Source organism: Pseudomonas sp. RGM 3321 (assembly GCF_022836805.1).
Lineage (GTDB): Bacteria > Pseudomonadota > Gammaproteobacteria > Pseudomonadales > Pseudomonadaceae > Aquipseudomonas.
Genome location: NZ_JALHBH010000105.1, coordinates 85,779 through 109,414, shown reverse-complemented (window position 1 = coordinate 109,414; position 23,636 = coordinate 85,779). Strand labels below are relative to the sequence as shown.

The following is a 23,636-nucleotide window of genomic DNA, read 5'->3' as shown; positions in this document are numbered from 1 at the left end:
AAGTTCCTGTCCTTAGAGTTTGTGTGAAGCGGTGTTCTTGGTTTTTCTTGCGGCTATCGGGTGACGGGGGTCAGTCCTGTGGGGCCCGGGGTCCAGACGCAGGTCATCGCGCCTCGCAGCTCGCCCCGATCAAAGCTGACTGCGCCCAAAGGTGTGTTGAAGGTGGTGTGCTGCAACGCGTCCAGCAGTTGCCCGGCGCAAAGACCGCCGTTGGCCAGTTCGGCCAGCACGTAAAGCATCAGCAGGCTTTCGCGAAAGTAGGTGTGTGGCTCGGCAGCGAACAACGTTTGGTGCAGCGCGCTGGCATGGCAGCCATTTCCTGGGTTGTCAGGAGTGCCGAAACCGATGACGAACGTCTTGCCACGCTGGTCCTCGGCGCAGCCCAGGTACGGCGAGGCAGCGTCGTCAGTCAGCACCAGTGGGCGGTTACTCCCGGCCTGGCGTCGCGTCTGCCAATGTTCGCGACTGGGCTTGAGTCGGCCGGCAAATACCTCGACATCGGCGTGCTCATGCTCTTCGACGCGCTGCAATCCAGCGCGTACCAGCGCTTCGCAGATAGCAATGCACAAGGCCTGACCGTGAGCACTGTCATCAGCCTGAACATGCACGCGGCGCCATTGACGGCTCGCCAGCCAGCTCACCAGATCACCCGCCAGTTGCCGGTCCGAGGGGCAGAAACGGAATGCGTTGTGGTGCTCAAGCGTCAGGCGATCAATCGTTGCTGCCGGTGTCAGCAGCGCGATACCGGCTTGTCGATACAGCGCAGCGGCGCTGAGGGCGGCGTCCGAAGAGAAATGGCCGATGACCAGATCCGCTTTCCAGTCGATCATGTGCCGCGCCACTTCGGCCCCGCGAACGGCATTGGCTCCGTCGTCGAGGAAGTGCCATTGCACCCGCGCAAGCCCCGGCACGCAGTTGCGCGCCACGGCCAGCGCCCTCATGAAGGTCCGGGCGTGCGGCGTGTCGTGGGGGTCGAACAGTGCGCTGACACCGACCCGCAAGCCTGGCACAAGTGAGGCGAGCGGCTTCATGGCTGTATCCCAGCCAGACTGGCAGCGGGCATCTGCCGGCGTGGCGACAACGCCGACCAGCCGAGGCTCGGCCGATCCTTTCCCGCCAGATGACTGCGCAGTTGCTCGAAAGCGATACCGGCAACACCAGGAGCAAACTTGAACCCCAGTCCCGACATGCCTGCGGCCAGATAAACCGGGCTGTGCTCGGCGCAGAAACCCAGCAGCGGACGACCGTCGGCGCTGTAACTGTCGAAACCCGGCAGCACATCCAACACACGTGGGTGGGTTGCCGAACCGCACAGCCTGACAATGCGCTTGCAGGCGTCTTCGGCATGCCGCGCATCAGGCTGTGCCAGATGCTCTGGCCAGAGGCTGTTATCGCGGGCGCCGCAGCCGGTCTGCACGATATGGCGGGTCAGCGGTATCGCGTAGCTCTGGGTAACCGCATCGATCACCGGCATTGACCAGTCACTGTCAGTCAGCACCCGGGCAAGGGGGATCGAACGGGCTTCCAGCCCCGCGTGCGGCACCAGATGCTGGCTCCAGGCACCCGCAGCCACCACTACGGCCCGACAACGCAAGGTGGCGTCACCCATGTCGATGTGTACGAGGTCCGCAGCACGACAGTCGATGGCTTTGATCTCGCGATGCTCCAGCAGCAAGCCTTGCTGACGAACCACGTGGCACAGCCCAGCGACAGCCTGACGTACATTGCCGACGCAGGCACGAGGTTCGAACAGGTTGACCCGCTCAACTGCCGGGCAGTGCGGATAGCGACCGCCATCGAGTTCATGGCCCGCCAGCAGACGCATCGGGTAGCGCTCGCTACCGTGCTGCTCGATAGCCCGGCACAGATTATCCAGCTGATCCGTGGCGGCCCGGTAGATCACCCCGGTACGTCGCAGTGCGCAGGCGTAAGTGGTCGCGAAAATTCCGTCTTCCATCAAGCCGATGGACCACGCCGCAAGCTCCATCAGCAGCGGATCGCTGTCATACAGGCGAACCAGCCCGCCGGAATAACCGCTCGCCCCCAGACTGCCGGCTGCGCCCTTGTCGATCAGAGCGACCGACACACCTGCGCTACACAGCTTCGCCGCGATGCTGGCGCCGGTAATCCCGGCACCGATGACCGCTATCTCGTAATCGATGAACATGTGGTGCATCCGTTCAGATTGAGTATTCAGCGGCCGAGCCGTTCATGAGCGTGGCGTTGACCCGGGCCTCGGGCAGCCCGAATGCGGTCATGATCTGTGCTGACATTTCCGGAATCAGCGCCTTGCCAGCCACTGCGATGAACGCCGCCAGATGGCTGATGGGCCGACCTTCGGCCAGGCGTGCGCGAGCAATGGCGATGACGTCGAGCAACACCTGAGCCATGCCCTTCATAGAGAACTGCGCAGGCTCTGCAACCCTGCTCCATTGCAGGCGTAACGCTTCCAACAGCCCGGCATCCGCCCCACAGATACCGCTCCACCAGCTGTCATCGCGATGTTTTCCGGCGTCCAGCAACGCGGGAAAAAATTCGCCGAATATCTGCTCCCGCCATGCGCGGAAATGCGTCAGACGAAAATCGCCTTCGCTTTGCTCGGGTGCGATGCTTGCCAGATACAGGCGCGCACTGTCGGCACAGGCTTCACGGGCCAGATCGCCGACCCAGATCGCGTGATTGCGGCTGGTCGACAGGTTCAGGCCGTCCAGTTTCAGAAACTGATTGGGCATGAAGCGCTGGCGCACCTTGATATCGCGCAGCGCCGACAGTTGCGCCGGGTAAACAATGGCGTGGCTGAACACGCAGTCAAAGCCAAGAAAATGCACCAGCGTGCCCTGCCCCGACTGCCAGTACTGACGGAACAGCTCCGGACGCCCGACACTGTCGGCATATTCACGAAACGCCGCCATATAGCCCGCCAGCCCCATGAACCAGGTGTGGACCCGGCACGAGCCGTCGGCCTGCAGGTCGAGCCCGCCGTCGCCTGGACGGGTTACGCCCCAGTCATGAAGGTGCTCCAGCGTATCGCGCAGCCAGTTGTCGAGCGGCTTGCGCCATTGCTGGCCCAGCAGGCGATCACGCAAGTGCGGCTTGAAATCAGCCAGCTTCAGAAATGCGCGATGGACCTTTTTCCATTGCGACGGCTGCCTGCACAATTTGCAGTGCATACCGGTCATCAACTCGGCGTCAGGGGCCTGGGCGCAGTTCTCGCACTGGCTGGCATCGGACTCGGCCCCACAGTAATTGCAGTTGCCTCGGGCAAACGCCTCGTAGCCCCACACATCGCAATCAGGGCAGTACGGCTCGCTGGAATCGAGAAATTCGATCGAACCCGCGTCACGCAACGCGTTGAACACCTCGCCAACCGCCTCGGCAAACCATGGGTTGTTGTACGGGCGCATCCAGTTGTCGGGCTTGATGTTGATCGCCGCCAGCGAGGCTTCGATGCGGTCGGAATTACGCCCGGCCAGTTCGACCGGATCAACGCCCTGCTCCAGCCCCTTGCGCAGCATGTAGGACTGGTAATCGTCGGAATACGACACCAGCACACAGTCGTGACCGCGCTGGCGCTGGACCCGGGTGAACACGTCTGCGGCCAGAAACGGCCCGGCGATATGACCTATGTGCAAATCGCCATTCGGGGTGGGCGGCGTGATGGTAACGATGTACTTACTCATCGAGGCACCCCGTGGTCTCGCTGTGCTGAGCCACGAAGGCGTTCACGTAGTTCATGTCCCACCACACCACATAGAAGTGGAAGTCCTCGGCGGAATCATTGATGACGTAATGATTGGTATGTTTCGGAATCGCAGCGATATCGCCCACGGCGAAATCCATCTGTTTGTCGCCTACCACCAGACGGGCGCTGCCCTTGATGGCAATGAAGATTTCCTGATCGATCTGGGTATGCGCTTCGCTGCTGGTGCCCGGACGGACCACGCACCAGCCGCCAGCGAACGGCATCGGGTAGCCTTCCCAAGGCAACAGGCGACTGCCATCGAGCCCGTACTCCTGTACCAATGAGTCGAAGCGGGTTTTACGGTGTATATCGAACTTTTCCATGCTCAGTCCCGTACGTTTCAAGTCCGGTAAAGCATGAAATTGTTGCCAATTGTTGGCTATCCAATTGCCGGATAGCTCGGGGTCGGGAAATCGATTTTGCAGATGGCTGGTCACGCAAACACGTGCGGGTCATATGTTTTTTGGCAATGACGGGTATCAATAACGCTGATAATTGAATCGAGGGCGGCGGTGTTACCGTTGTCGGCGATGAACGAACATATCTCCAGGCCTCGCGAATCCGCGTCGCGAGGCCTGTGAATCTCTGCTCTGCTTCATCACTCCTTTGGTTAGATCTTTTAAGCCACCCCGCTTGTGCGAGGTGGCTTTTTTTTGCTTAAAGATCAAACCCGTCCACGACATTGCGGCGCTCGTTCTCGCTGCGCATGTCGTAGCTGGCGGTGGTCGAAATATTCGTGTGATGCGCAAGTTTCTGGGCAATAGACAGATCGAACTCTTCGATCACACGAGTGATGAACGAACGCCGAAAATCATGGGGCATGATGTTCACCCCCACCTGCCGCCCGCGTTGCTTGGCGATGAAGTAAATGGCGTGCTTGGTGATTCTGTCGCGGGTGATATGACTGCCGCGGCGAATCCGGTTGAACAGGAACGGGTCATCGCCCTGCCCCGGCTGCAGGCATGAGCGGCGCAGTTCCAGCCAGTCGTTCAGCGCCTGGAATGCCCACTCGGGGGCATATTTGATCAACTGCTTGTTACCTTTGCCCAGCACCCGCAGGCTGCGTTCGGCGAAGTCTATCTGTGACAGGTCCAGGTTGACCGACTCGGACTTGCGCATTCCCGAGCCGTACAGAATCGCAATGATCGCGGCGTCGCGACGCCCTTGCGGCCTGGGGTCCGCAGCGCAGGCTTGCATCAGTTCACGTATCAGCGTGCGGCGGATATTACGGCCCTTGGCCAGACGCGTCCCACTGACCGGCTTGATCGAGCGAATCTTCAATAATTGTTCGTGGCTGATCAGGTCGTGCCGCCAGGCTTCGTTCATCACACCGCGAATAGCGTTCACGTACAGCGAGGTGGTGTTGGGCGCGTAGTCGTCTTCACGCAACGTCGCGACCAGTGCGGTCACGTGGCCAGGCTGGAGGGTGTGCCAGGGAATGTCATGAATATCGACGTCAGCCATGCCCAGACGATCTGCCGCGTCCTGCAAAACGTAGGTCATGGTCAAGCGGCTTGAGGGAGCCAGGCGGTCAAGGTAGAGACGCAGCGGCTTGTTGACGTCGGGCAGCGAAGGCTGGCTGACAATACGTGCGTCCTGATCGGCATAAGGGTCTTGCGGCATGTGGAACGACGCCTTTTCTGGTGCAAACGCGCGCGAACAGCTGCGGCGCTCTTCATTCGTATTCAGGCAGCCGACTTTAGCACGAGGGCCCTGCTGCGACACCTCTGGCGCGGCTCGTTCAGCTCAGCAGCTTCAGCCCACCCGGCAATCATCGGTAACACCCTGCGGCTTGAACGACGCACTGCCTGAGATAGCCTTGGCCGACTTTTCCGGCTCCCAAGGCAAGCACGTATCTTGATTCCGCCCCTCGCTAGCAAAGCACATAGCCGTCGCGACGCGGCTGCGCACTTCTGGTTGCTGGCTCATCAGGTCAGTCAGCGCAGCGAAGCCGAACGCCTGGCGAACATTCAGGCAGGCTTTGCGCATGGATGGATCCGCGCAGTACGGGACGCGCTGGCCCTCGCCCCCCGGCAAATGGAGGCGCTGTTCAATGCATCAATTTCAACGCTAGAACGTCGTCGGCGCCAGCAACAGCCATTGGACCCCGTGGCTTCGGAGCGTCTGGATCGCCTCGCAATGATCGCAGGTCACATCCTTCGTGTGCTTGAAACACCCGAGCGCGCCGGTCGCTGGCTGGTAACACCCAACGCAGCACTTGGCGGTTGCAGCCCGTTGCAATTATGCGAAACCGGGCTAGGCACTGCCCGGATGCATCACGCACTTGAACATGCGCAGCCAGGTGACAAGGGTGAGCCCAGCGTTTTTTGACCGCTCAGCGCCCGGTGTCCACCACAACCCGGCCACGGATCTGGCCCGCGATCAATTGCGGCGCGATGTCGATCACCTCGCTCAAGCCGACTTCACGACTGATCAGCGGCAACAACGCCAGGTCAAGATCGCTCGCGAGCCTGGACCAGGCTTCCAGCCGGTCAGCGCGCGGGCGAGTTACGCTGTCGATACCCGCCAGGGTGACGCCGCGCAGAATGAACGGTGCAACCGAGCCCGGAAACTCCATGCCCTGCGCCAGGCCGCACGCAGCCACCACACCGCGATAACGAATACCGGCGCACACATTGGCCAGCGTATGACTACCGACAGAGTCGATTGCCGCCGCCCATTGCTCCTTGACCAAAGGTCGCCCCGGCTGCGAAAGGGTCGCCCGGTCAACGATCTGCGCTGCGCCGAGTTGATGCAGATAGTCACTTTCCGAAAAGCGCCCTGTGGAGGCAACCACCCGATAGCCAAGCCTGGCAAGAATAGCGATGGCGAAACTGCCGACCCCACCATTGGCACCGGTCACCAGCACATCGCCATGATCAGGCGTCAAACCGTGCTTTTCCAATGCCAGGACACTGAGCATCGCGGTGTATCCAGCCGTGCCGATGGCCATCGCCTGCGCGGGGGTGAAAGCATCCGGCAATGGAATGAGCCACTCGCTCTTGAGCCGCGCCTTTTGTGCCAGACCACCCCAGTGCCCTTCGCCAACACCCCAGCCATTGAGCAGGACCTTGTCGCCCACCCTGTACTCAGGCGTATCGCTGGCTTGCACCGTACCCGCCAGATCAATACCCGGCACCATCGGAAAACTGCGCACGATGGGGCTTTGGCCGGTGATCGCCAGCGCGTCCTTGTAGTTCAGCGTGCTGTGCGACACGTTTATTGTCACGTCACCTGCAGGCAACTGTGCTTCGTCAATATCGGTCAGATTGACGCGATAACCTGCCTCGTCCTTGTCGATCAAAATGCCCTTGAACATGTGCGCCTCCAATTTAGACTGATCGTCTTTAAATAGCCCTGAAGAAAAAGTCATTGCGGCAAACCACGAAGGTAACCGGCAATGAACGTGTTCAATGGTGTGTCGCTTTTGACCAGTCGGGCGCGAAGCACTGCCCCTTCCCAGCCGATCCAGAAAAACGCGGCCAATTCATCGCAATCGGCGCTTCTGGCCAACTCACCATGCGCCTGTGCGGCCCTGAGGCAGCACGCCAGCTTCGACTGCCAGTCCAGCAGCGTCTGCTCCAGTACGTCACGAAACCCTTCCGGCAACAGACCGACTTCCTGGCCCAGATTGCCGACCATGCAACCGCGTCGATAATCATGCCGCGCCATGCCGCTCTTGGCGCTCTGGACAAAGCCCACCAGTCGCTCCAGTGGCGAAAGCGCTTCGTCCAGCAGCCAGTGGTCCAGCCGTTGTGCAAAGTAGCGGGCGTATTCATCCAGTACCGCCCGGCCGAAAGCTTCCTTGCTGGTGAAATAGTGATAGAACGAGCCTTTGGGAATGCCGATTTCCTTGAGGATGTAATCCAGCCCGGTAGCCGAGAAGCTTTGTTCGGTCAGCACTTCCAGACCGCGGCGCAATAGTGCCTCGCGGGTTTCGAGGTTGTCGCGGTCCACTTTCGGTGGCCGCCCTGGGCGTCTGGTTTTTACAGGCAATTGAGTCATGCAGGAATATTAGACCGATCGTTTTTTATGTCAACCTCGCCGCGCGGTCTATGTTTTGCGCCGGAAATGCCGTTTGCCATTCACGCTATTCTCGCGCTCAATGCCCTGTGCATGACTGCCCGAATACAAGCCGGAGAAACACATGAGCCAATGGCCGGACACCCGCATTATTGACCTGTTAACTATAGAACTGCCCGTGCTGCAAGCGCCTATGGCCGGAGCCACCGGATCACAAATGGCCATTGCTGTCGCGAAAGCTGGCGGGCTGGCATCGCTGCCCTGCGCAATGCTGACCACTGAGAAAATCGAACAGGAAGTCACCACCTTTCGGCAACACACTGGCAATCTGCCGCTGAACCTGAACTTCTTCTGCCATCAGGCTCCGGCCTACGATGCCGAACGCGCCGAAGGCTGGAAACAGGCACTCAAACCCTATTACGAAGAGTTGGGGGCCGATTTCGATGCGCCGACGCCCGTCTCCAACCGTGCCCCTTTCGACAGCGACACCTGTACGCTGGTCGAGCGCCTGAAGCCGGGGGTGGTGAGCTTCCACTTCGGCCTTCCCGAGCGAGCACTGCTGGAGCGGGTCAGAGCTACTGGGGCAAAGATCATTTCATCGGCCACTACGGTCGAGGAAGCCGTCTGGCTGGAGCAGCATGGCTGCGATGCGGTAATTGCCATGGGCTACGAAGCCGGTGGTCATCGGGGTCTATTCCTCAGCGATCAACTGCACACTCAGGTCGGCACTCTGGCGCTGGTGCCGCAAATAGTGGACGCCGTGCGCATCCCGGTCATCGCTGCGGGCGGTATTGCAGACGGCCGCGGAGTTGCGGCGGCAGTTGTTCTGGGCGCTTCGGCGGTCCAGGTAGGTACGGCGTATCTGTTCTGCCCTGAAGCCAGCGTCAGTGCACTGCATCGCCAGGCGCTGCACACTGCAACGGACAGCCAGACTGCGCTGACCAACCTCTTCACCGGGCGTCCGGCGCGCGGCATCGTCAACCGGATCATGCGCGAAGCTGGCCCCGTCAGCCCACTCGCCCCTGCGTTCCCTCTGGCAGGCGGTGCCCTGATGCCGTTGCGCGCACAAGCGGAAAAACAGGGCAGCAGTGACTTTACCAATCTCTGGGCAGGTCAGGCAGTGGGTATCAAACATCAGTTGGGCGCGACCGAACTGACTCGGCAACTGGCTGAAAACGCGCTGAAAATTCTCTCCCCCCGGTAAAACAGTGCTTTCAGAACAACAGGCTGTCGCTATATATTTAACTATATAGCGAAACGCCTTTATTTCGACGGCGTGCGTTTTTATCATCAAGGAGCTGTTCCATGCGAACGACTACGCTGCGCGCCATTCTCAAGTTCTCTGCCCTGGCCTTCGCCGCATCGGCTACAGCCAACGCGCTTGCCGACGAGGTGCAGGTCGCCGTCGCGGCCAACTTCACAGCGCCCATCCAGGCGATTGCCACTGACTTCGAGAAGGACACCGGCCACAAGCTTGTTGCCGCGTTTGGCGCTACCGGCCAGTTCTACACACAGATCAAGAACGGCGCTCCTTTTGAGGTGTTCCTGTCGGCCGACGACACCACCCCCGCAAAGCTTGAGCAGGAAGGCGACACCGTCAAGGGCTCGCGCTTCACGTATGCGGTGGGCACCCTGGCGCTTTGGTCGGCCAAGGACGGTTATGTAGACAGCAAAGGCGAAGTGCTCAAGACCAATCAGTATCAACACTTGTCCATCGCCAACCCCAAGACTGCCCCTTATGGCCTGGCAGCGACGCAAGTGCTAAGCAAACTGGGCCTGACCGACGCAACCAAAGCCAAAATAGTCGAAGGACAGAGCATTACCCAGGCCTACCAGTTCGTTTCCACCGGCAATGCGGAACTTGGCTTCGTGGCTCTGTCACAGATCTACAAGGACGGCAAACTGACCAGCGGTTCGGCCTGGATCGTGCCGGACGCCCTGCATGACCCGATCAAGCAAGATGCCGTCATCCTCAACAAGGGCAAAGACAACGCCGCTGCCAAGGCGCTGGTCGAGTACCTTAAAGGCCCGAAAGCAGCCGCCATCATCAAGTCCTTCGGATACCAGCTGTAAATGCCACTGGGAAGTGCCGACATCGCGGCGATCTGGCTCACACTGAAGCTGGCGTCATTGACCACCGTCATCCTGTTGATCATCGGCACGCCCATCGCGCTGTGGCTGGCGCGCACTGATTCATGGCTCAAGGGGCCGATTGGCGCGGTCGTCGCCCTGCCCCTGGTTTTGCCGCCGACAGTCATCGGCTTTTATCTGCTGCTGTTGCTTGGCCCCAACGGAGCTGTGGGTCAGCTTACCCAGAGCCTGGGACTGGGCACACTGACCTTCAGTTTTGCCGGACTGGTGATCGGCTCGGTCCTGTACTCGATGCCTTTCGTCGTGCAGCCGTTGCAGAACGCATTTGCAGCGATCGGCACTCGCCCTCTGGAGGTAGCAGCCACCTTGCGTGCAGGCCCATGGGACACGTTCTTCCACGTGACTCTGCCGCTGGCAAAACCTGGTTTTATCACCGGTGCGATTCTGGGATTCGCCCACACGGTCGGCGAGTTCGGCGTGGTGCTGATGATTGGCGGCAACATTCCCGAGAAAACCCGCGTGGTGTCCGTGCAGATTTTCGATCACGTCGAGTCCATGGAGTACCTGCAAGCGCACTGGCTGGCCGGAGCGATGCTGGTGTTCTCCTTTCTGGTGCTGTTGGCGCTGTATTCCAGTGGTAAATCCAAAGCAGGATGGAGCTGAGTCATGGCCTCACCGATAGACGTTCGCCTGCAGATGAGCTACCCGGACTTCACCGTGAGTACCGACCTGGCCCTGCCGGGGTCGGGCATCACGGCGCTGTTCGGGCCTTCAGGCTCGGGCAAGACCACCTGCCTGCGCTGCATTGCCGGGCTGGAAAAAGCCAGCCACGGCTACGTTCGTGTTCATGATGAAGTCTGGCAAGACACTGAAAAAGACATTTTCCTCGCTCCGCACAAGCGGGCGATCGGCTATGTATTTCAGGAAGCCAGCCTGTTCCCGCACCTGTCCGTGCGGGCCAATCTGGAATTCGGCATGAAACGCATCCCGCGTCAGCAGCGCAGCATTCAATTGCAGCAGGCTGCTGAACTGCTCGGCATCGACCATCTGCTGGAGCGCAGCCCTGACAAGCTGTCCGGTGGCGAGCGTCAGCGCGTGGGCATTGCACGCGCACTGTTGACCAGCCCGCGCCTGATGCTGCTCGATGAACCTCTGGCAGCGCTGGACGCCAGGCGCAAAAGTGAAATCCTGCCGTACCTCGAACGCCTGCATGAGGAGCTGGACATCCCCATGCTGTATGTCAGCCACGCTCAGGACGAGGTGGCGCGGCTGGCAGATCATCTGGTGCTGCTTGAAGCAGGCAACGTACTGGCCAGCGGCCCGATTCGCGAAACACTGGCGCGCCTGGACCTGCCACTGGCCATGGGCGGCGATGCAGGCGTGGTCATTGAAGGAACGGTCAGTGCCTATGATCGTCATTACCAGTTACTGAGTGTGACGCTGCCCGACAGCACATTGTGCATGCGCGTCGCACACGCCGAAATGCAGATCGGCACCCTTCTGCGCGTCAAGGTTCAGGCCCGGGATGTCAGCCTGAACCTGCAACCCGACGATCAAAGCAGCATTCTCAACCGCTTGCCGGTTACTGTGGTGGAGGAAGCGCTGGCCGACAACTCGGCACATGTGCTGGTGAAACTGGACGCCGGGGGCACACCTTTGCTCGCGCGCATCACGCGTTACTCAAGTGACCAGTTGAACCTGCACAGAGGCCAGTCGCTTTGGGCGCAGATCAAGGCGGTTGCGGTACTGGCCTGAGGCCCTGAAAAACCGGTCAGGCAGCAAATATACGGCACCACGGTAAAAGGCCGAGGTCAGTGTTTTTAACTGCCTTTGGAAATTAGCCATGCCTGACTCGACTGCCATCAGCCAGCCCGCCAGTGACCTGCATTATGTAGACGACACTCAGCCGGGCCTTACGCGCAAGGTACTGCGCGGCAAATTCGCCTACTTCAACATTGAAGGTGAGCGCATCAGGGACGAGTCGGAGATCAAGCGCATCAACGCGTTGGCAGTCCCGCCCGCCTACACCGATGTGTGGATCTGTGCCGACCCGATGGGCCACCTGCAGGCTACCGGACGTGACGCACGCGGCCGCAAACAATACCGCTACCACCCGCGCTGGCGCGAGATACGCGACCAGGATAAATACTCGCGCCTGATAGAGTTCGGTCATGCGTTGCCCAAGGTTCGCAAGCAGATAGAAGCACAACTCGCGCAGCCGGGCATGGGCCGGGAAAAGGTTATGGCGACGGTCATTTCATTGCTGGATGCGACGCTGATCCGCATCGGCAACAGCCAGTACGCCAAGGAAAACCGGTCATACGGCCTGACCACGCTGCGCAACAAGCATGTCGAGGTAAAGGGCGGCCAGATCCTCTTTGAATTCCGGGGTAAAAGCGGCGTCGAGCACAAGGTAAGCGTCAAGGACCGGCGTCTGGCCAATGTGATCAAGCGTTGCATGGAATTGCCGGGGCAGAACCTGTTTCAGTACCTGGACGAAGACGGCGTGCGTCATGCGGTGACGTCATCCGATATCAACGCCTACCTGCAAAGCCTCACCGGCTCGGATTTCACCGCCAAGGATTACCGGACCTGGGCAGCCAGCGCTTTGGCTTTGGCCACCCTGCAAAAGCTGCACTGGGAACCGGAAGCCGACGCTAAACGACACATCGTCGATATGGTCAAGGCCGTCTCGAAACAACTGGGCAACACCCCGGCCATCTGCCGCAAATGCTACATCCATCCTGCGGTGCTGGAGGGCTTTCTGCTCGGCAACCTGGCCAAACTCCCCCGCTCCCGACAGCGTAAAGGCCTGCGCCTGGAAGAAGTTGCCCTGGCCAGTTACCTGAGGATACTGGCTGACAAAGTCGACGCCGTGGTTAACGAGGCAGTGGCGAAAGAGCGCAAAGCCTGATCGGCAGGAGACGGAAATTCAGCCTTTGCTCCAATAAAAATTCGTAGCCTCATGATTTGCCAAGCATTTCTGACAGACAAAAAAGCGTCATCCTGAGCCATTTGTGACGCTTTCAAGCTTGCTTCATGAGGGCCGGGTGTATATATTCCCTGCTCTTGGCGCTACCGCCCCGATGGCGAAATTGGTAGACGCAAGGGACTTAAAATCCCTCGTCCTTTGGACGTGCCGGTTCGACCCCGGCTCGGGGCACCATATATAAATCAAGGGCTTACGCGCTTTATGTGCGTAAGCCCTTTTTACGCCCGGTATCTGGAAATAGTTTTACACCACTCATTGCGATGAGCTATTGCAGGTCTAACCCCTCACCTGCACGTAAAATTTACGTCGAATTCGAATACTGACAAGACGAAAAGCCGCAACTTTACCGAGCGCAAAAATATAGCCGACTATTGAAATCAATACGTCATTTGAAATCAACATCAAACGTCTGGTAAAAAGCCGCCCCCGTATCGGCGACGATCCACAAAAGAAGGACGATGTGATGCCCTTGCTTGCCAGACGGTAATTTAACGGTGAGCGCTGTTTTTGCCTGTAGCTCGTCTTTGTGCTGGTCGAACGGCACCTGAGTGTACAAATCCTCGTAAAAAGGTTCTGGCTCAAGGTGATCACGTGTGATGCGGGTAGTTTCATCCCAACCGTCCTTGGTGATGAACCACAGGTAGCCGCGTGTAACATGAGCTGCGGCATATTTCCATTCAACGTCGAAGTCTGCACCGGCCGCGACGTCATGACGTTTCCACCCGGCCACCTTTTTGCCGGGATTGAGATCTTTGAATTCCTGGTCCGTGTAGTTTACATACTTGCGTGCATCATCAGCCTTGCCTCCACTTAGAATAACGCCGTCCGCCGGCGGCGTGTTGCTCTTCGTGTCGGTCGGATAGCCGGGGAAATCTCCTGCCTCAGTCAACGGAAAGTTCTTTCCTCCCTCCAGTTCATTGTCTTGCCACTCCCCGAGGAGCCCTAGGTCAATTAGTTGCGAGCCACGAGTTGCGGGACTGATAACGCGTCCGTGCCGGGCCTGATTGCTATCAAGATCGCTCATATCCATATCCTCAATTATTCAGCAGGCACACTAGGCCTGTTCATGAATTGAAGCGCATTTTCTCCAGTAGGCGACCTAACAGTTCAGACAGTAGACGTTATTCTCCACACTCTGATAGGGCCGTGCTTCACGTCACGACGCACGCCTCACCCGTGCTCCAGAACGGCGACGTTCAAAGCATATAGTTGATCCGAAAAATGTTTCCCTCAGGGTCCAGCAAGACCGCCTGATACCAATGGTAATAGGTCAGATACGGTTCCTTGACCAGCCTCGCTCCCATAGCAACCGCCAGCGGCACCAGCCTGTCCACCTCGGACTGTTCGTCAACGTCGATATTGAGCAGAAACCGGCATCCAGTACTGCCCGCGAACTCATCCAGGCCCAGCAACTCATAGGCAGCGAGGGCATTGAAACCGATGCAGGATCTGCCCGTATCGAGCCCACGAAAAATCGGCGACCTGATTGCCTCGATTTCGCTGAAGCCAAACAGTTTCGAGTAGAAACCGCTCAAGGCGACGATGTCCTGCGCGAGCACGTTGACGTAAGACAGTGAGTTCATATCAGGCCACCTTGCTGCCGCCAAAGGTGGTCTGCTTGACGAACTTGGACAGCAGATGATCGCCTGACGTAACCGGCGCATGCCGAGGCGTTGTGCCAGGCAACAGGCAACCTGGCAGACACTCGATCAAGGTGTCGTAGTTGGGCTGATGGAAAAACACCAGCGACTGCCGACGGTTGTCCTGCTCGCTGGTCATCGGCGGGTTGACTACTCGATGCAAGGTGGAAATCCATTGGTCGTTGGTCCACTGCATCATCAGATCGCCAATGTTCACCACAAAACCATTCTCGACATACGGCACATCGACCCATTCGCCCTGCCGATTGCGCACTTGCAAGCCGCCCAGCGCGTTGTCGGGGCGCACGATGGTCAGGCTGCCGTAGTCGGTGTGCGCACTGGCGCGTAACTGGCCGACCTCGACTTCGGTCTTGATGTCCGGGTAACTCAGGCTGCGGAACATGCTGATATGTCGGTCGATCTTGTCATCAAAAAAATACTCGTCCAGCTCCAATGCCAACGCAAACAGGCGCATCAACGACTGGGCCAGTTCGCTCATGGCATCGAAATAAGCCTGGTAGGCCGCTTTGAGTCCGGGTAACAACGCCCCGGCAGGCCAGACATTCGGGGCGAAGTGCGGCCCCGCTTGGGCATTGTGATAATAATCTTCATCCGGCACATTGCTCGGCCCGATGGAGAAAGACTCCTTGAGATCCCCAGGCGCACTTTCTTCCAGAGAATACGACAGGCTCTCCTCGGCAACAGCGCTGTAACCGCGCACCATCTCAGGACTGGGACGATCCACTTTGCGTTTGTCCGCGAGCGGTAAATCAAAAAACTGACGAGTTAACTGCGAAACCCGATCTACAAGCTCTCCGGGAATCTGATGTTCGGTGATGACCAGAAAACCAATGTCCTTGCACGCCTGATTGACTGCCTGAGCCACGGCTACCTTGCCGTCAGGTTCTCCTGAAAAATACGGGGCCAGGTCGATAATAGGCACATATTGCAGAGTCATACGGCTGCTTCCTCTTGCTGACACAGTGCGGAAAAGTCTCACCGGCAAAGGTGAAGGTCAGCGAGACAGGGGCAGAAACCATGCCACTGGAAGAATTCATAAATCATACAAACAGTTAGCTGTCGCAATCGTTCAAGCCAGATCAGTCGGTCTGAAACAGAACGCATGGTTTGAATGCGCAGGCACTGAAAAACGAGCCAGAACTGCGCACAGTTGACCGGGTTTTTCTATGCAATTTCAATGCGCCGGATGACGTCTGCGGTCGTTGTGACCTCACCGAATTCATAGGCAATCGTCGTGAGCGATATTCTCTGAACCTCTTCGGCTGAAACAGCACCGAATCCGACGTCGGGGTAGTCCATCGCAGCACTGGCGTCGCTCAGGGCGATGACCTTGTACTCACGGTGCACGCCGTCCCTGATCGTGGTTTCACAACACACATTGGTAACTGTACCGCAGACGATGATCGTGTCGACATCCCGCGCACGCAGCACGGTGTCCAGGTCCGTATTATGAAAGCCGCTGTAAAACAGCTTGTCGACAATCACATCACCCGACTGAGGCGCGAGCGCCTCGATGATCTCAACGTCCGGATCATGCTGTGCGAGGATCTGGTCCACATTCGGATACAGGTCGCGCATGCGCCCGGTGTCCGAACCATCACCGCGTACGATATGGCGAAGGTAAACCACCATCATCCGGGCAGCCCGTGCGGCTAGCAGCAGATTCCGGACAGGTTGGACGATATCCGCTGTACTTTTCACGTACAACGCCCCAGTGGGCTCACAAAAGACTTTTTGCATGTCTACGACGATGACAGCCGTTCTACGCGGGTTGATCGGCCACCGGACAAGGGGTTTGCTCATGCTACATACCTCGATTTAGCCTGACGGGCTGGATAGCCTTGCCAAGCAATAATCGTGCTGTATGTATCAAGGACATCTAAGGAAGAACTGCGCATCGGCCACACGCCAGTAAAGAGCGTGTGTCTAGCGCGCCTGAGCTGCCGTCCTAAACGCAATCAAATACAAGGAGCGTTGTTATGAGCCCAGGCTTCGCAGAGCAAAAAGAGTCGGGCAGGTTTCAGCTGAAACCCCATAGCATGTTGGCGATGGCGCTAGTGCTTGCCTTGACGGGATGTGGAACGATCAACACGACGTTCAGACCCGATTCCGTAGCAGGTGAAAAACTCACTGACTGGAAATCACATTGCTCATCCATTCCGCGAATCTACGGTGGGGTTATGCTCGATTTCTGTGAACTGAACGCCGAGCCAAAACCGAGTAGCCCTTATCAGAAGAGCGGTGAACCTGAGTGGGTTCTACTGGACATGGGTGTATCAGGCATCGCCGATACATTGCTCCTGCCCTACACGATTTATCAGCAAAACCAATACGGCTACATCAACGCAAGCCGCTTTAAATAGCCGAGTTCTGGTTTCGGAACCCCTCACTTTCCCGCGCCCAATAAAAAGCCCCGCAGACGTTAATCTGCGGGGCTTTGAATAGTGGAGGCCGAGGTCGGAATCGAACCGGCGTAGGCGGATTTGCAATCCGCTGCATAACCATTTTGCTACTCGGCCTCAAACGAAAGATGCTTCACTTAAACATCAAACGCATTTTGATTTAGCGGGAAACCAATATTTCTTTGGCTTTCAACCCATTGAATCTAAAGGGTTTTTTTCAATTCCTCGCTCAGGAATGGACGCAATTCTGTACTGCTTCGCATGCCATGTCAAGAACGAGGAGAAAATAATTCTCCCTGCGCGTAGACGTACTCGTTATTCCGTCTGTCGCTCAAGAGGAACATAGGGACGAAAAAAGTCCGACCCCATCCATTGGGGCGTTTTATCCGTAGTCAATGGTTGGGCACGCTGGTAGCTGTTTGCGTTTTTCGAGTAGCCCTTGTGGTCATACTCGGCCATGAACGGGTAAGGGAAAACCATGCGGGTACGCCCTCGATTACCTACGTTTTCCTTCACCATGGACGCAGGCAGTGCCTCACGAAGTGGTCTCTGCCTGTTGCCAGCCTTCTCGGGCCCTGCCTGTCGGGTGACGATGGCATCCGGTGCCTGGCTTTTCTCGACCCAGGTCATGATCGGCGTCAGCAGATCAATCAGGCTTGGCCCTTCCCCGCCGCCACAGTGATAGACGCCGGGCAACATGTATAGCCGCGAGAATGCCTCGGTGCGGCTCTTGCCCATCTGCGCTTCGACCGCCTCATGGTACGCGAGGGTATTGAGCGGCGAGATGTTCGGGTCGGACCAGCCGTGCCAGAGAATCAGCTTGCCGCCACGACTGGCGAATCGCGACAGATCAGGGTTGGTAGCGTCGTACAGCGTATGCAGCGGGCGTAGTTGATCAAAGGTTTTCTTGTCGAAGTTCAGCGCATTCAGATCGAAATCTGCGCCAGGGTTTTTCTCGAACACCACATTGCCAATGGCTTCCCGTGCAGCCGTCTCGCTGTAAACGGTCTGATCGGCGCTCACTGGCACGAACACGCCCGCCCAGGCCAGTTCCGAGCCCGGCTGAGGTCCGCCTAGGGTCAACCGTGCTCCGCTGACGGCGTCTTTAGGCCCTTCGTAGAAGTGTCTGACGGTGGCCAGCTCCTCTGCGCTCAGGCAGTTGGCATTGTCGGCAGAAGCTTTGCATTGCAACACGGCGGGGTCGAAGTGGCAGATGCGCGGGTCCGCAATAAGGCCGTCGATCTGCCCGTCCAGCACATCGCACTGATCGAGTACGGCCTTGTGCAACAACGGCAATCGGGAGGCGAGAAGGATCGGCTTGCCATCCGACCCTCTGTTGGAGCGGGCCATCCAGCCGTGATAGAGCGTTTTTTGTACCTGAAAGTTGAGTGCCGGAGCCCCGGCAATGATGCCATCGAAATCTTCCGGATAACGCTGGGCTTCGATCAATGCCTCACGGCCACCATCCGAACAGCCACTGAAGTAGGTGTATTCGGCTTTGCGGCCATAGAACGCCATGATCAGTTTCTTCGACGCCAGCGCCGTGAGGTGAACCCCGCGATGGGCAAAATCGGCGCGTTTCTGCGGGTCGTCGCCAAAATGGTTGTCTGCCGCGCGATGCCCCATGTCGGTGGACGCCACTGCGAACGCACCGGTATTCAAAGGCGTGCAGCCGTCAGCGGCGCGCACAGTCGAGTTGATGTTGCCACACAGCCCACCGCAGCCGACTTGCAAATAACGCTGTTGCCAGGCTGCGGTTGGCAGCTCAAGTCTGAAACCGATCTCCGGTGCCAAACGCCCCTCCACGGCGCAGACTGCCACGCCGTCCCGGGACGATTCGCTGGCTGTCAGCACGCGACTGCCCTGCCCGCCGATATCGTTGAGGTCCACGCCGGTCAGCGCGGAGCACGCGCTGATCGGCTTGACCACCGCAAGCCGGGCAATGTTGTCGGCAGTTGCAGAGGACGGCGTACGAGCCTGGGCTGGCGTCTGAATGATGAGTGAAGTGACCAGCAGCGACAGAGCGCGGACGTACTTCGGCTGGGAGGGTTTCATGAGAACTCCTGTTCATGAAGGATCAAAACCACAGTACGAGCACCTAAATGACCGCACTGCAGGTAAGGGTAAAACGTTTAAGCCAGGCAATTATTCAAAGGCTGGTAGAAAAAGTCACCCCGGATTCCATCCGCCGCCCATAACCTTGTAGAGCGTTACCCGGTTGCTCTGCTCGGTGAGGCGAAGGGAAATCAGCTCCTGCTCGGCACTGTATAACGAGCGCTGGGACTCAAGTGCCTCCAGATAACTCTGCGACCCGCCGCGATACAGGGCATCGGCCAGTTCGTAGCTCCTGCGGCTGGCATCGGTATAGGCCTGTTGTGCGGCAACCCGCTCGTCAAGTGTGCTGCGCACCGCAAGCGCATCGGCCACCTCTTTGAACGCAGTTTGAATCGTCTGCTGATAGGTCTGGATCTGAATCTGGTTTTCGACCTTGGCCGAGTCGAGCGTGGCGCGATTGGAACCGCCATCGAAAATCGGCACGCTGATGCTCGGCGCAAAGCTCCATGCTCCGGTCCCGGATTTGAACAGGCCGGAAAGGCTGGTGCTGGAAGAGCCTGCACTGGCAGTCAGGGTGATACTGGGGAAGAACGCCGCACGCGCTGCACCGATATCAATGTTCGCGGCTTTGAGTGTGTGCTCGGCACTCAGCACGTCCGGGCGACGTTGCAGGAGGCTGGAAGGCAGGCCATCCGGCACCTGCACCAATTGCGCCACCGACTGCATGTCGGCGTTGGGCAGCAGTTCCTCAGGCAGGTCGCTGCCCACCAGCAGACGCAGGGCATTACGGTCCTGAAGAATCTGGCTTTTATATTGCGCCACATCGCCCCTCGCCGATTCGACCGTTGTCTGCGCCTGGGCCACTTCCAGCCCGGAAGAACCGCCCAGCGAATGACTGTTTCTGGTCAGGTCGTAGCTTTTCTGCTGACTGGCCAGCGTGTCTTCAGCCAGCTTCAGAAGCTGGTTGTCGGCAGCCAGCGTGAGCCAGCCGGTCGCCACTTCGGCGATCAGGCTGATCTGCGTGCTGCGCCGGGTTTCGGTCAAGGCCAGGTAATCCTCGAGCGCTTCGTCCTGAAGGTTCTGAATGTGCCCGAACACATCCAGCTCATAGCTGCTCAAGCCAAGCTGCGCGCTGTACTCGTGGCTGATCGACGATTTGCCAGTCATCGAGGTCGATGACGGCGTGCGTGTATGCGTGCCGCTGCCGCTGGCATCAATGGTCGGCAGGCTCGCGGCACGCTCGATACGGTATTGAGCCTGGGCTTTCTCGACATTCAGGCTGGCCAGGCGCAGATCACGGTTATTCACCAATGCCAGGGTTTGCAGGCGTACCAAACGCTTGTCGGTGAAAAAGTTCTGCCAGTCGATATCCGTGGGCACGCTGCCTGACGCAACCGGTTGGCCCGCCGTCGTCGGCAGCCATTGGCTCGATACAGGTGCCTCGGGGCGCTGATAGTCCGGGGCCAGGTTGACGCAGCCCGCGAGCAGCGCCGTGACAGCCAGCGAAGGCCAGAAAAGACGCATCATGCTTCACCTGTAGATGTGGCTTGGGCAACCGCAGCATTGCCTGAAGAACGACTGAAGCGGCGACGGACTTCAACGAAGAACAGCGGCACCAGGAAAATCCCCAGCACGGTAGCGCTGAACATGCCGCCCAGCACGCCAGTGCCGATTGCATTGCGCCCAGCCGAGCCTGCGCCAGTGCTGAGGGCCAACGGCAGTACACCGAACATGAACGCCAGCGAGGTCATAAGAATCGGGCGCAGGCGTTGCCGGGCAGCAATAAGGGTGGCTTCATGCAGGCCTTTTCCCTGTTCCTGAAGGTGCTTGGCGAACTCGACGATCAGAATCGCGTTCTTTGCCGCCAGGCCGACGGTGGTCAACAGTCCGACCTGAAAGTACACGTCATTGCTCAAACCGCTGAGCCGCGTCGCCAGCACCGCGCCGACCACGCCCAGAGGCACCACGAGCATGACCGAAAACGGTACTGACCAGCTTTCATACAAGGCAGCGAGGCAGAGGAACACGAACAGCACTGAAACCGCGTAGAGCATGGGCGCCTGAGAGCCGGACAAACGCAGTTGGTAGGACTGTCCGGTCCATTCGTAACCGATGCCTTCGGGAAGCTGCTTGATGATTGCTTCAACGGCATCCATTGCCGTGCCCGAGCTGACACCCGGCGCAGGATCACCCACCACTTCAAGCGACGAATTGCCGTTGTAGCGTTCCAGCAAGGGCGAGCCGTAGCTCCAGCTGCTGCGGGCAAATGATGAGAACGGGACCATTTCGTCATTGCTGTTGCGCACGAACCAATGGTTCAGATCGGCTGATTGCATACGCGAAGCAGCCTCGCCCTGCACGTAGACTTTCTTCACTCGCCCCTGATTGAGGAAGTCATTGATGTAGCTGCCGCCCAGCGCAGTGGAAAGAGTCGAATTGATGTCACTGGTGGAAAGGCTCAGCGCTCCGGCCTTGCGGTCATCAATGGTCACTTTCAACTGCGGAGTGTCGTCCAGGCCGTTGCTGCGCACGCCCAGCATGCTCGAGTCCTTTCTCGCCATCTCGATAAACTGCTCGCGTGCCGCGACCAGCGCCTCATGCCCCACGCCGCCAAGGTCCTTGATCTGCACATCAAACCCCGAACTCTGCCCCAGCCCGCGCACCGCAGGCGGCTGCATGACAAACACACTGGCGTCGCCAATGCTGGCCAGCGCCAGCGTTGCCCGCTGTGCTACCTGCGCTGCGCCCTGCCCCTCGCCGGAACGCTCGCTCCAGTCCTTGAGCTTGATGAACGCCCTGGCGGTGTTCTGGCTGTTACCGCCCATCCCCAGCCCTGAGATACTGATCAACGCCTCGACCTCCGGCTGCTTGAGCATGTAGGTCTCGAACTGCCTCATAACCGCCTGCGTACGGCTGTCAGTAGCGCCAACCGGCAGTTGGATCTGCGCCATCAGCGTACCTTGGTCCTCATCCGGCAAGAACGACGTGGGCAGGCTGACATAACCCACCGCCATGGCCACCAGCACCAGCACGTACACCAGCAGAGCCCGTCCACGATGTTTGACCACACCGCTAACGCCTCGCTGGTAACGGTCGGCACTGCGGTCGAAGGTGCGGTTGAACCAGCCGAAAAAGCCGCCCCGTTGTGCATGCAACTGAGCATCCGAGGCTTTGAGCATCGTTGCGCACAACGCTGGCGTCAGGGTCATCGCCACCAGAACCGAAAGCAGCATTGCCGAAACAATGGTTACCGAGAACTGCCGGTAGATGATCCCGGTGGAGCCGCTGAAAAAGGCCATCGGGATGAATACGGCGCTCAGCACCAACGCGATGCCGATCAGCGCACTGGTAATTTCATCCATTGATTTGCGGGTCGCCTCCAGCGGGCTCAGTTGCTCTTCGCCCATCACCCGCTCGACGTTTTCCACCACCACAATCGCATCGTCGACCAGCAGGCCGATGGCCAGGACCATCGCGAACATGGTCAGGGTGTTGATCGAATAGCCGAACAGCGCCAGCGCGCCGAACGTGCCCAGCAGCACCACCGGCACGGTAATCGCCGGAATCAGCGTGGCGCGCAGGTTCTGCATGAACAGAAACATGATCAGCACCACCAGTACGATCGCCTCACCCAGCGACTTCACCACCTCTTTGATCGACAGGCTCACGAACGGTGTCGTGTCATAGGCAATCACTGTCTTCAGTTGCATCTGCGTGGGGTAGAACGGCTCCAGTTCCTTGAGTTTGGCCTTGATCGCTTCGCCAACGCTCAGCGCGTTTGCGCCTGACGCCAGTTGAATGCCCATTGCCGCCGCTGGCCTGCCATTGAGCGCCGAGTTGATGTCGTAACTCTCGCTGCCCAGTTCCACCCGCGCCACATCGCGCAGGAGCACAACAGCACCGTCGCTGGAAGATTTGACGACCACGTTCTCGAACTGCTCAGGCGTCTGCAGCTTGCTGCGGGCGCTGATGGTCGCATTCAGTTGCTGCCCGGCCACAGCAGGCAAGGCGCCCAACTGGCCTGCCGAAACTTCGGTGTTCTGCGCCTCCAATGCCGAGCTGATGTCGGAGGGCATCAGTGCGTACTTTTCCAGCCTGGCCGGGTCAAGCCAGATACGCATGGCGTACCCCGAACCCAGGGTCTGCACGTCGCCGACGCCATCCACACGGCTGAGCTGATCGAGCAGCGTGCTGGAAATGTAATCACCTATCTGTGTACCCGTGACACTTTCGTTATCGGAGGCCAGGGCAACCAGCATCAGAAAATCGGAACTGCCCTTGGTCACCGTCAAACCTTCACTTTGCACGCTTTGCGACAGGCGCGATTCAGCCTGTTGCAGTTTGTTCTGCACTTGCATCTGCGCCACATCCGGGTCGGTGCCTGCGGCGAAGGTCAGACTGATGCTCGCGCTGCCCGCAGAACTACTGGATGCGGACATATAAGTCAGCCGGTCCAGACCCTTCATCTGCTGCTCGATGACCTGGGTGACCGAGTCTTCGACGGTCTTGGCCGATGCGCCAGTGTAGGTAGCGGAGATCTTTACCGTCGGCGGCGCGATATTGGGGTATTGCTCAAGCGGCAGTTGGCTGATGGACAATCCGCCGGCGAACATGATGCAGATGGCAATGACCCAGGCAAAGATGGGCCGATCAATGAAGAAACGAGCCAT

21 protein-coding genes and 2 tRNA genes are annotated in these 23,636 nt (G+C 58.8%); 8 read left to right on the top strand and 15 right to left on the bottom strand.

Annotation, left to right across the window (positions count from 1 at the left end; translation table 11 throughout):
• Positions 1 to 53: 53 nt before the first annotated feature.
• The 5 genes from RGM3321_RS11300 to RGM3321_RS11280 form a co-directional block, all read right to left on the bottom strand.
• Positions 54 to 1,031 (bottom strand): ABC transporter substrate-binding protein, encoded by a 978-nt coding sequence (locus RGM3321_RS11300; RefSeq protein WP_244393113.1) that lies wholly within the window; start codon positions 1,029 to 1,031, stop codon positions 54 to 56.
• Positions 1,028 to 2,167: an FAD-dependent oxidoreductase gene (locus RGM3321_RS11295; protein WP_244393112.1), complete on the bottom strand. Its 1,140-nt coding sequence runs from the start codon at positions 2,165 to 2,167 to the stop codon at positions 1,028 to 1,030. Before RGM3321_RS11295 ends, RGM3321_RS11300 begins: the two co-directional genes overlap by 4 nt.
• 13 nt (positions 2,168 to 2,180) lie before the next feature.
• A complete protein-coding gene (locus tag RGM3321_RS11290) occupies positions 2,181 to 3,680 on the bottom strand; it encodes a methionine--tRNA ligase (RefSeq protein WP_244393111.1) in 1,500 nt (499 codons plus the stop codon).
• The gene (locus RGM3321_RS11285) at positions 3,673 to 4,065 is read right to left on the bottom strand and encodes a cupin domain-containing protein (protein WP_244393110.1); all 393 of its coding nucleotides are present in this window, start codon (positions 4,063 to 4,065) and stop codon (positions 3,673 to 3,675) included. The genes RGM3321_RS11290 and RGM3321_RS11285 overlap by 8 nt, the downstream gene beginning before the upstream one ends.
• A 334-nt stretch (positions 4,066 to 4,399) precedes the next feature.
• Positions 4,400 to 5,365 (bottom strand): tyrosine-type recombinase/integrase, encoded by a 966-nt coding sequence (locus RGM3321_RS11280; RefSeq protein ID WP_244393109.1) that lies wholly within the window; start codon positions 5,363 to 5,365, stop codon positions 4,400 to 4,402.
• A gap of 234 nt (positions 5,366 to 5,599) precedes the next feature.
• Here RGM3321_RS11280 and RGM3321_RS11275 point away from each other — a divergent pair, with 234 nt between their 5' ends.
• The gene (locus tag RGM3321_RS11275; RefSeq protein ID WP_244393108.1) at positions 5,600 to 6,073 is read left to right on the top strand and encodes an antitoxin Xre-like helix-turn-helix domain-containing protein; all 474 of its coding nucleotides are present in this window, start codon (positions 5,600 to 5,602) and stop codon (positions 6,071 to 6,073) included.
• Positions 6,074 to 6,077: 4 nt separating this feature from the next.
• Here the strand turns inward: RGM3321_RS11275 and RGM3321_RS11270 are convergent, their stop codons facing one another.
• On the bottom strand, positions 6,078 to 7,061 hold the full coding sequence (locus RGM3321_RS11270; RefSeq protein WP_244393107.1) for an MDR family oxidoreductase: 984 nt from the start codon (positions 7,059 to 7,061) through the stop codon (positions 6,078 to 6,080).
• A 50-nt stretch (positions 7,062 to 7,111) separates the two neighbouring features.
• Complete coding sequence (locus RGM3321_RS11265) at positions 7,112 to 7,747, bottom strand: TetR/AcrR family transcriptional regulator (protein ID WP_057453035.1); 636 nt, start codon at positions 7,745 to 7,747, stop codon at positions 7,112 to 7,114.
• A gap of 142 nt (positions 7,748 to 7,889) precedes the next feature.
• Between RGM3321_RS11265 and RGM3321_RS11260 the strand changes: the two genes are divergently transcribed.
• The 6 genes from RGM3321_RS11260 to RGM3321_RS11235 all read left to right on the top strand — a co-directional run bounded on the left by RGM3321_RS11260 (position 7,890) and on the right by RGM3321_RS11235 (position 13,022).
• On the top strand, positions 7,890 to 8,969 hold the full coding sequence (locus RGM3321_RS11260; protein WP_244393106.1) for a nitronate monooxygenase family protein: 1,080 nt from the start codon (positions 7,890 to 7,892) through the stop codon (positions 8,967 to 8,969).
• Between the two features lie 101 nt (positions 8,970 to 9,070).
• The gene (gene modA / locus RGM3321_RS11255; protein ID WP_244393105.1) at positions 9,071 to 9,838 is read left to right on the top strand and encodes a molybdate ABC transporter substrate-binding protein; all 768 of its coding nucleotides are present in this window, start codon (positions 9,071 to 9,073) and stop codon (positions 9,836 to 9,838) included.
• Positions 9,839 to 10,519 (top strand): molybdate ABC transporter permease subunit, encoded by a 681-nt coding sequence (modB, locus tag RGM3321_RS11250; protein ID WP_244393104.1) that lies wholly within the window; start codon positions 9,839 to 9,841, stop codon positions 10,517 to 10,519.
• Between the two features lie 3 nt (positions 10,520 to 10,522).
• Positions 10,523 to 11,611: a molybdenum ABC transporter ATP-binding protein gene (gene modC / locus RGM3321_RS11245; RefSeq protein WP_244393103.1), complete on the top strand. Its 1,089-nt coding sequence runs from the start codon at positions 10,523 to 10,525 to the stop codon at positions 11,609 to 11,611.
• 88 nt (positions 11,612 to 11,699) lie between these two features.
• Positions 11,700 to 12,770 (top strand): DNA topoisomerase IB, encoded by a 1,071-nt coding sequence (locus RGM3321_RS11240; protein ID WP_244393102.1) that lies wholly within the window; start codon positions 11,700 to 11,702, stop codon positions 12,768 to 12,770.
• A 166-nt stretch (positions 12,771 to 12,936) separates the two neighbouring features.
• Positions 12,937 to 13,022 (top strand) — tRNA-Leu (locus RGM3321_RS11235).
• A gap of 211 nt (positions 13,023 to 13,233) precedes the next feature.
• Here the strand turns inward: RGM3321_RS11235 and RGM3321_RS11230 are convergent.
• The 4 genes from RGM3321_RS11230 to RGM3321_RS11215 form a co-directional block, all read right to left on the bottom strand.
• Entirely contained in the window at positions 13,234 to 13,872 is a 639-nt protein-coding gene (locus tag RGM3321_RS11230; protein ID WP_244393101.1) for a lytic polysaccharide monooxygenase auxiliary activity family 9 protein, read from the bottom strand.
• A gap of 172 nt (positions 13,873 to 14,044) precedes the next feature.
• The gene (locus RGM3321_RS11225; RefSeq protein ID WP_244393100.1) at positions 14,045 to 14,431 is read right to left on the bottom strand and encodes a VOC family protein; all 387 of its coding nucleotides are present in this window, start codon (positions 14,429 to 14,431) and stop codon (positions 14,045 to 14,047) included.
• 1 nt (position 14,432) lies between these two features.
• Positions 14,433 to 15,446 (bottom strand): 2-oxoglutarate and iron-dependent oxygenase domain-containing protein, encoded by a 1,014-nt coding sequence (locus tag RGM3321_RS11220; protein WP_244393099.1) that lies wholly within the window; start codon positions 15,444 to 15,446, stop codon positions 14,433 to 14,435.
• 227 nt (positions 15,447 to 15,673) lie between these two features.
• Positions 15,674 to 16,312 carry an isochorismatase family cysteine hydrolase gene (locus RGM3321_RS11215; protein ID WP_244393098.1) on the bottom strand — a complete coding sequence of 213 codons (639 nt, stop codon included), beginning with the start codon at positions 16,310 to 16,312 and terminating at the stop codon, positions 15,674 to 15,676.
• Between the two features lie 176 nt (positions 16,313 to 16,488).
• On the opposite strand from RGM3321_RS11215, the gene RGM3321_RS11210 reads away from it, so the two are divergent.
• A complete protein-coding gene (locus tag RGM3321_RS11210) occupies positions 16,489 to 16,872 on the top strand; it encodes a YceK/YidQ family lipoprotein (protein ID WP_244393097.1) in 384 nt (127 codons plus the stop codon).
• 82 nt (positions 16,873 to 16,954) lie between these two features.
• Here RGM3321_RS11210 and RGM3321_RS11205 read toward each other — a convergent pair.
• From RGM3321_RS11205 to RGM3321_RS11190, 4 genes are all read right to left on the bottom strand, one after another.
• A tRNA-Cys gene (locus tag RGM3321_RS11205) sits at positions 16,955 to 17,028 on the bottom strand.
• Between the two features lie 198 nt (positions 17,029 to 17,226).
• Positions 17,227 to 18,966, bottom strand: a complete 1,740-nt coding sequence (locus tag RGM3321_RS11200) for a tannase/feruloyl esterase family alpha/beta hydrolase (protein ID WP_244393096.1) — start codon at positions 18,964 to 18,966, stop codon at positions 17,227 to 17,229.
• 114 nt (positions 18,967 to 19,080) lie between these two features.
• On the bottom strand, positions 19,081 to 20,490 hold the full coding sequence (locus tag RGM3321_RS11195; RefSeq protein WP_244393138.1) for an efflux transporter outer membrane subunit: 1,410 nt from the start codon (positions 20,488 to 20,490) through the stop codon (positions 19,081 to 19,083).
• Entirely contained in the window at positions 20,490 to 23,636 is a 3,147-nt protein-coding gene (locus RGM3321_RS11190; protein WP_244393095.1) for an efflux RND transporter permease subunit, read from the bottom strand. Before RGM3321_RS11190 ends, RGM3321_RS11195 begins: the two co-directional genes overlap by 1 nt.

Bases quoted from the DNA above. Each gene is read 5' to 3' on its own strand.
- RGM3321_RS11300 (WP_244393113.1), bottom strand. From the start codon at position 1,031: ATGAAGCCGCTCGCCTCACTTGTGCCAGGCTTGCGGGTCGGTGTCAGC.
- RGM3321_RS11295 (WP_244393112.1), bottom strand. From the start codon at position 2,167: ATGTTCATCGATTACGAGATAGCGGTCATCGGTGCCGGGATTACCGGC.
- RGM3321_RS11290 (WP_244393111.1), bottom strand. From the start codon at position 3,680: ATGAGTAAGTACATCGTTACCATCACGCCGCCCACCCCGAATGGCGAT.
- RGM3321_RS11285 (WP_244393110.1), bottom strand. From the start codon at position 4,065: ATGGAAAAGTTCGATATACACCGTAAAACCCGCTTCGACTCATTGGTA.
- RGM3321_RS11280 (WP_244393109.1), bottom strand. From the start codon at position 5,365: ATGCCGCAAGACCCTTATGCCGATCAGGACGCACGTATTGTCAGCCAG.
- RGM3321_RS11270 (WP_244393107.1), bottom strand. From the start codon at position 7,061: ATGTTCAAGGGCATTTTGATCGACAAGGACGAGGCAGGTTATCGCGTC.
- RGM3321_RS11265 (WP_057453035.1), bottom strand. From the start codon at position 7,747: ATGACTCAATTGCCTGTAAAAACCAGACGCCCAGGGCGGCCACCGAAA.
- RGM3321_RS11260 (WP_244393106.1), top strand. From the start codon at position 7,890: ATGAGCCAATGGCCGGACACCCGCATTATTGACCTGTTAACTATAGAA.
- modA (WP_244393105.1), top strand. From the start codon at position 9,071: ATGCGAACGACTACGCTGCGCGCCATTCTCAAGTTCTCTGCCCTGGCC.
- modB (WP_244393104.1), top strand. From the start codon at position 9,839: ATGCCACTGGGAAGTGCCGACATCGCGGCGATCTGGCTCACACTGAAG.
- modC (WP_244393103.1), top strand. From the start codon at position 10,523: ATGGCCTCACCGATAGACGTTCGCCTGCAGATGAGCTACCCGGACTTC.
- RGM3321_RS11240 (WP_244393102.1), top strand. From the start codon at position 11,700: ATGCCTGACTCGACTGCCATCAGCCAGCCCGCCAGTGACCTGCATTAT.
- RGM3321_RS11230 (WP_244393101.1), bottom strand. From the start codon at position 13,872: ATGAGCGATCTTGATAGCAATCAGGCCCGGCACGGACGCGTTATCAGT.
- RGM3321_RS11225 (WP_244393100.1), bottom strand. From the start codon at position 14,431: ATGAACTCACTGTCTTACGTCAACGTGCTCGCGCAGGACATCGTCGCC.
- RGM3321_RS11220 (WP_244393099.1), bottom strand. From the start codon at position 15,446: ATGACTCTGCAATATGTGCCTATTATCGACCTGGCCCCGTATTTTTCA.
- RGM3321_RS11215 (WP_244393098.1), bottom strand. From the start codon at position 16,312: ATGAGCAAACCCCTTGTCCGGTGGCCGATCAACCCGCGTAGAACGGCT.
- RGM3321_RS11210 (WP_244393097.1), top strand. From the start codon at position 16,489: ATGAGCCCAGGCTTCGCAGAGCAAAAAGAGTCGGGCAGGTTTCAGCTG.
- RGM3321_RS11200 (WP_244393096.1), bottom strand. From the start codon at position 18,966: ATGAAACCCTCCCAGCCGAAGTACGTCCGCGCTCTGTCGCTGCTGGTC.
- RGM3321_RS11195 (WP_244393138.1), bottom strand. From the start codon at position 20,490: ATGCGTCTTTTCTGGCCTTCGCTGGCTGTCACGGCGCTGCTCGCGGGC.
- RGM3321_RS11190 (WP_244393095.1), bottom strand. From the start codon at position 23,636: ATGGCTCGTTTCTTCATTGATCGGCCCATCTTTGCCTGGGTCATTGCC.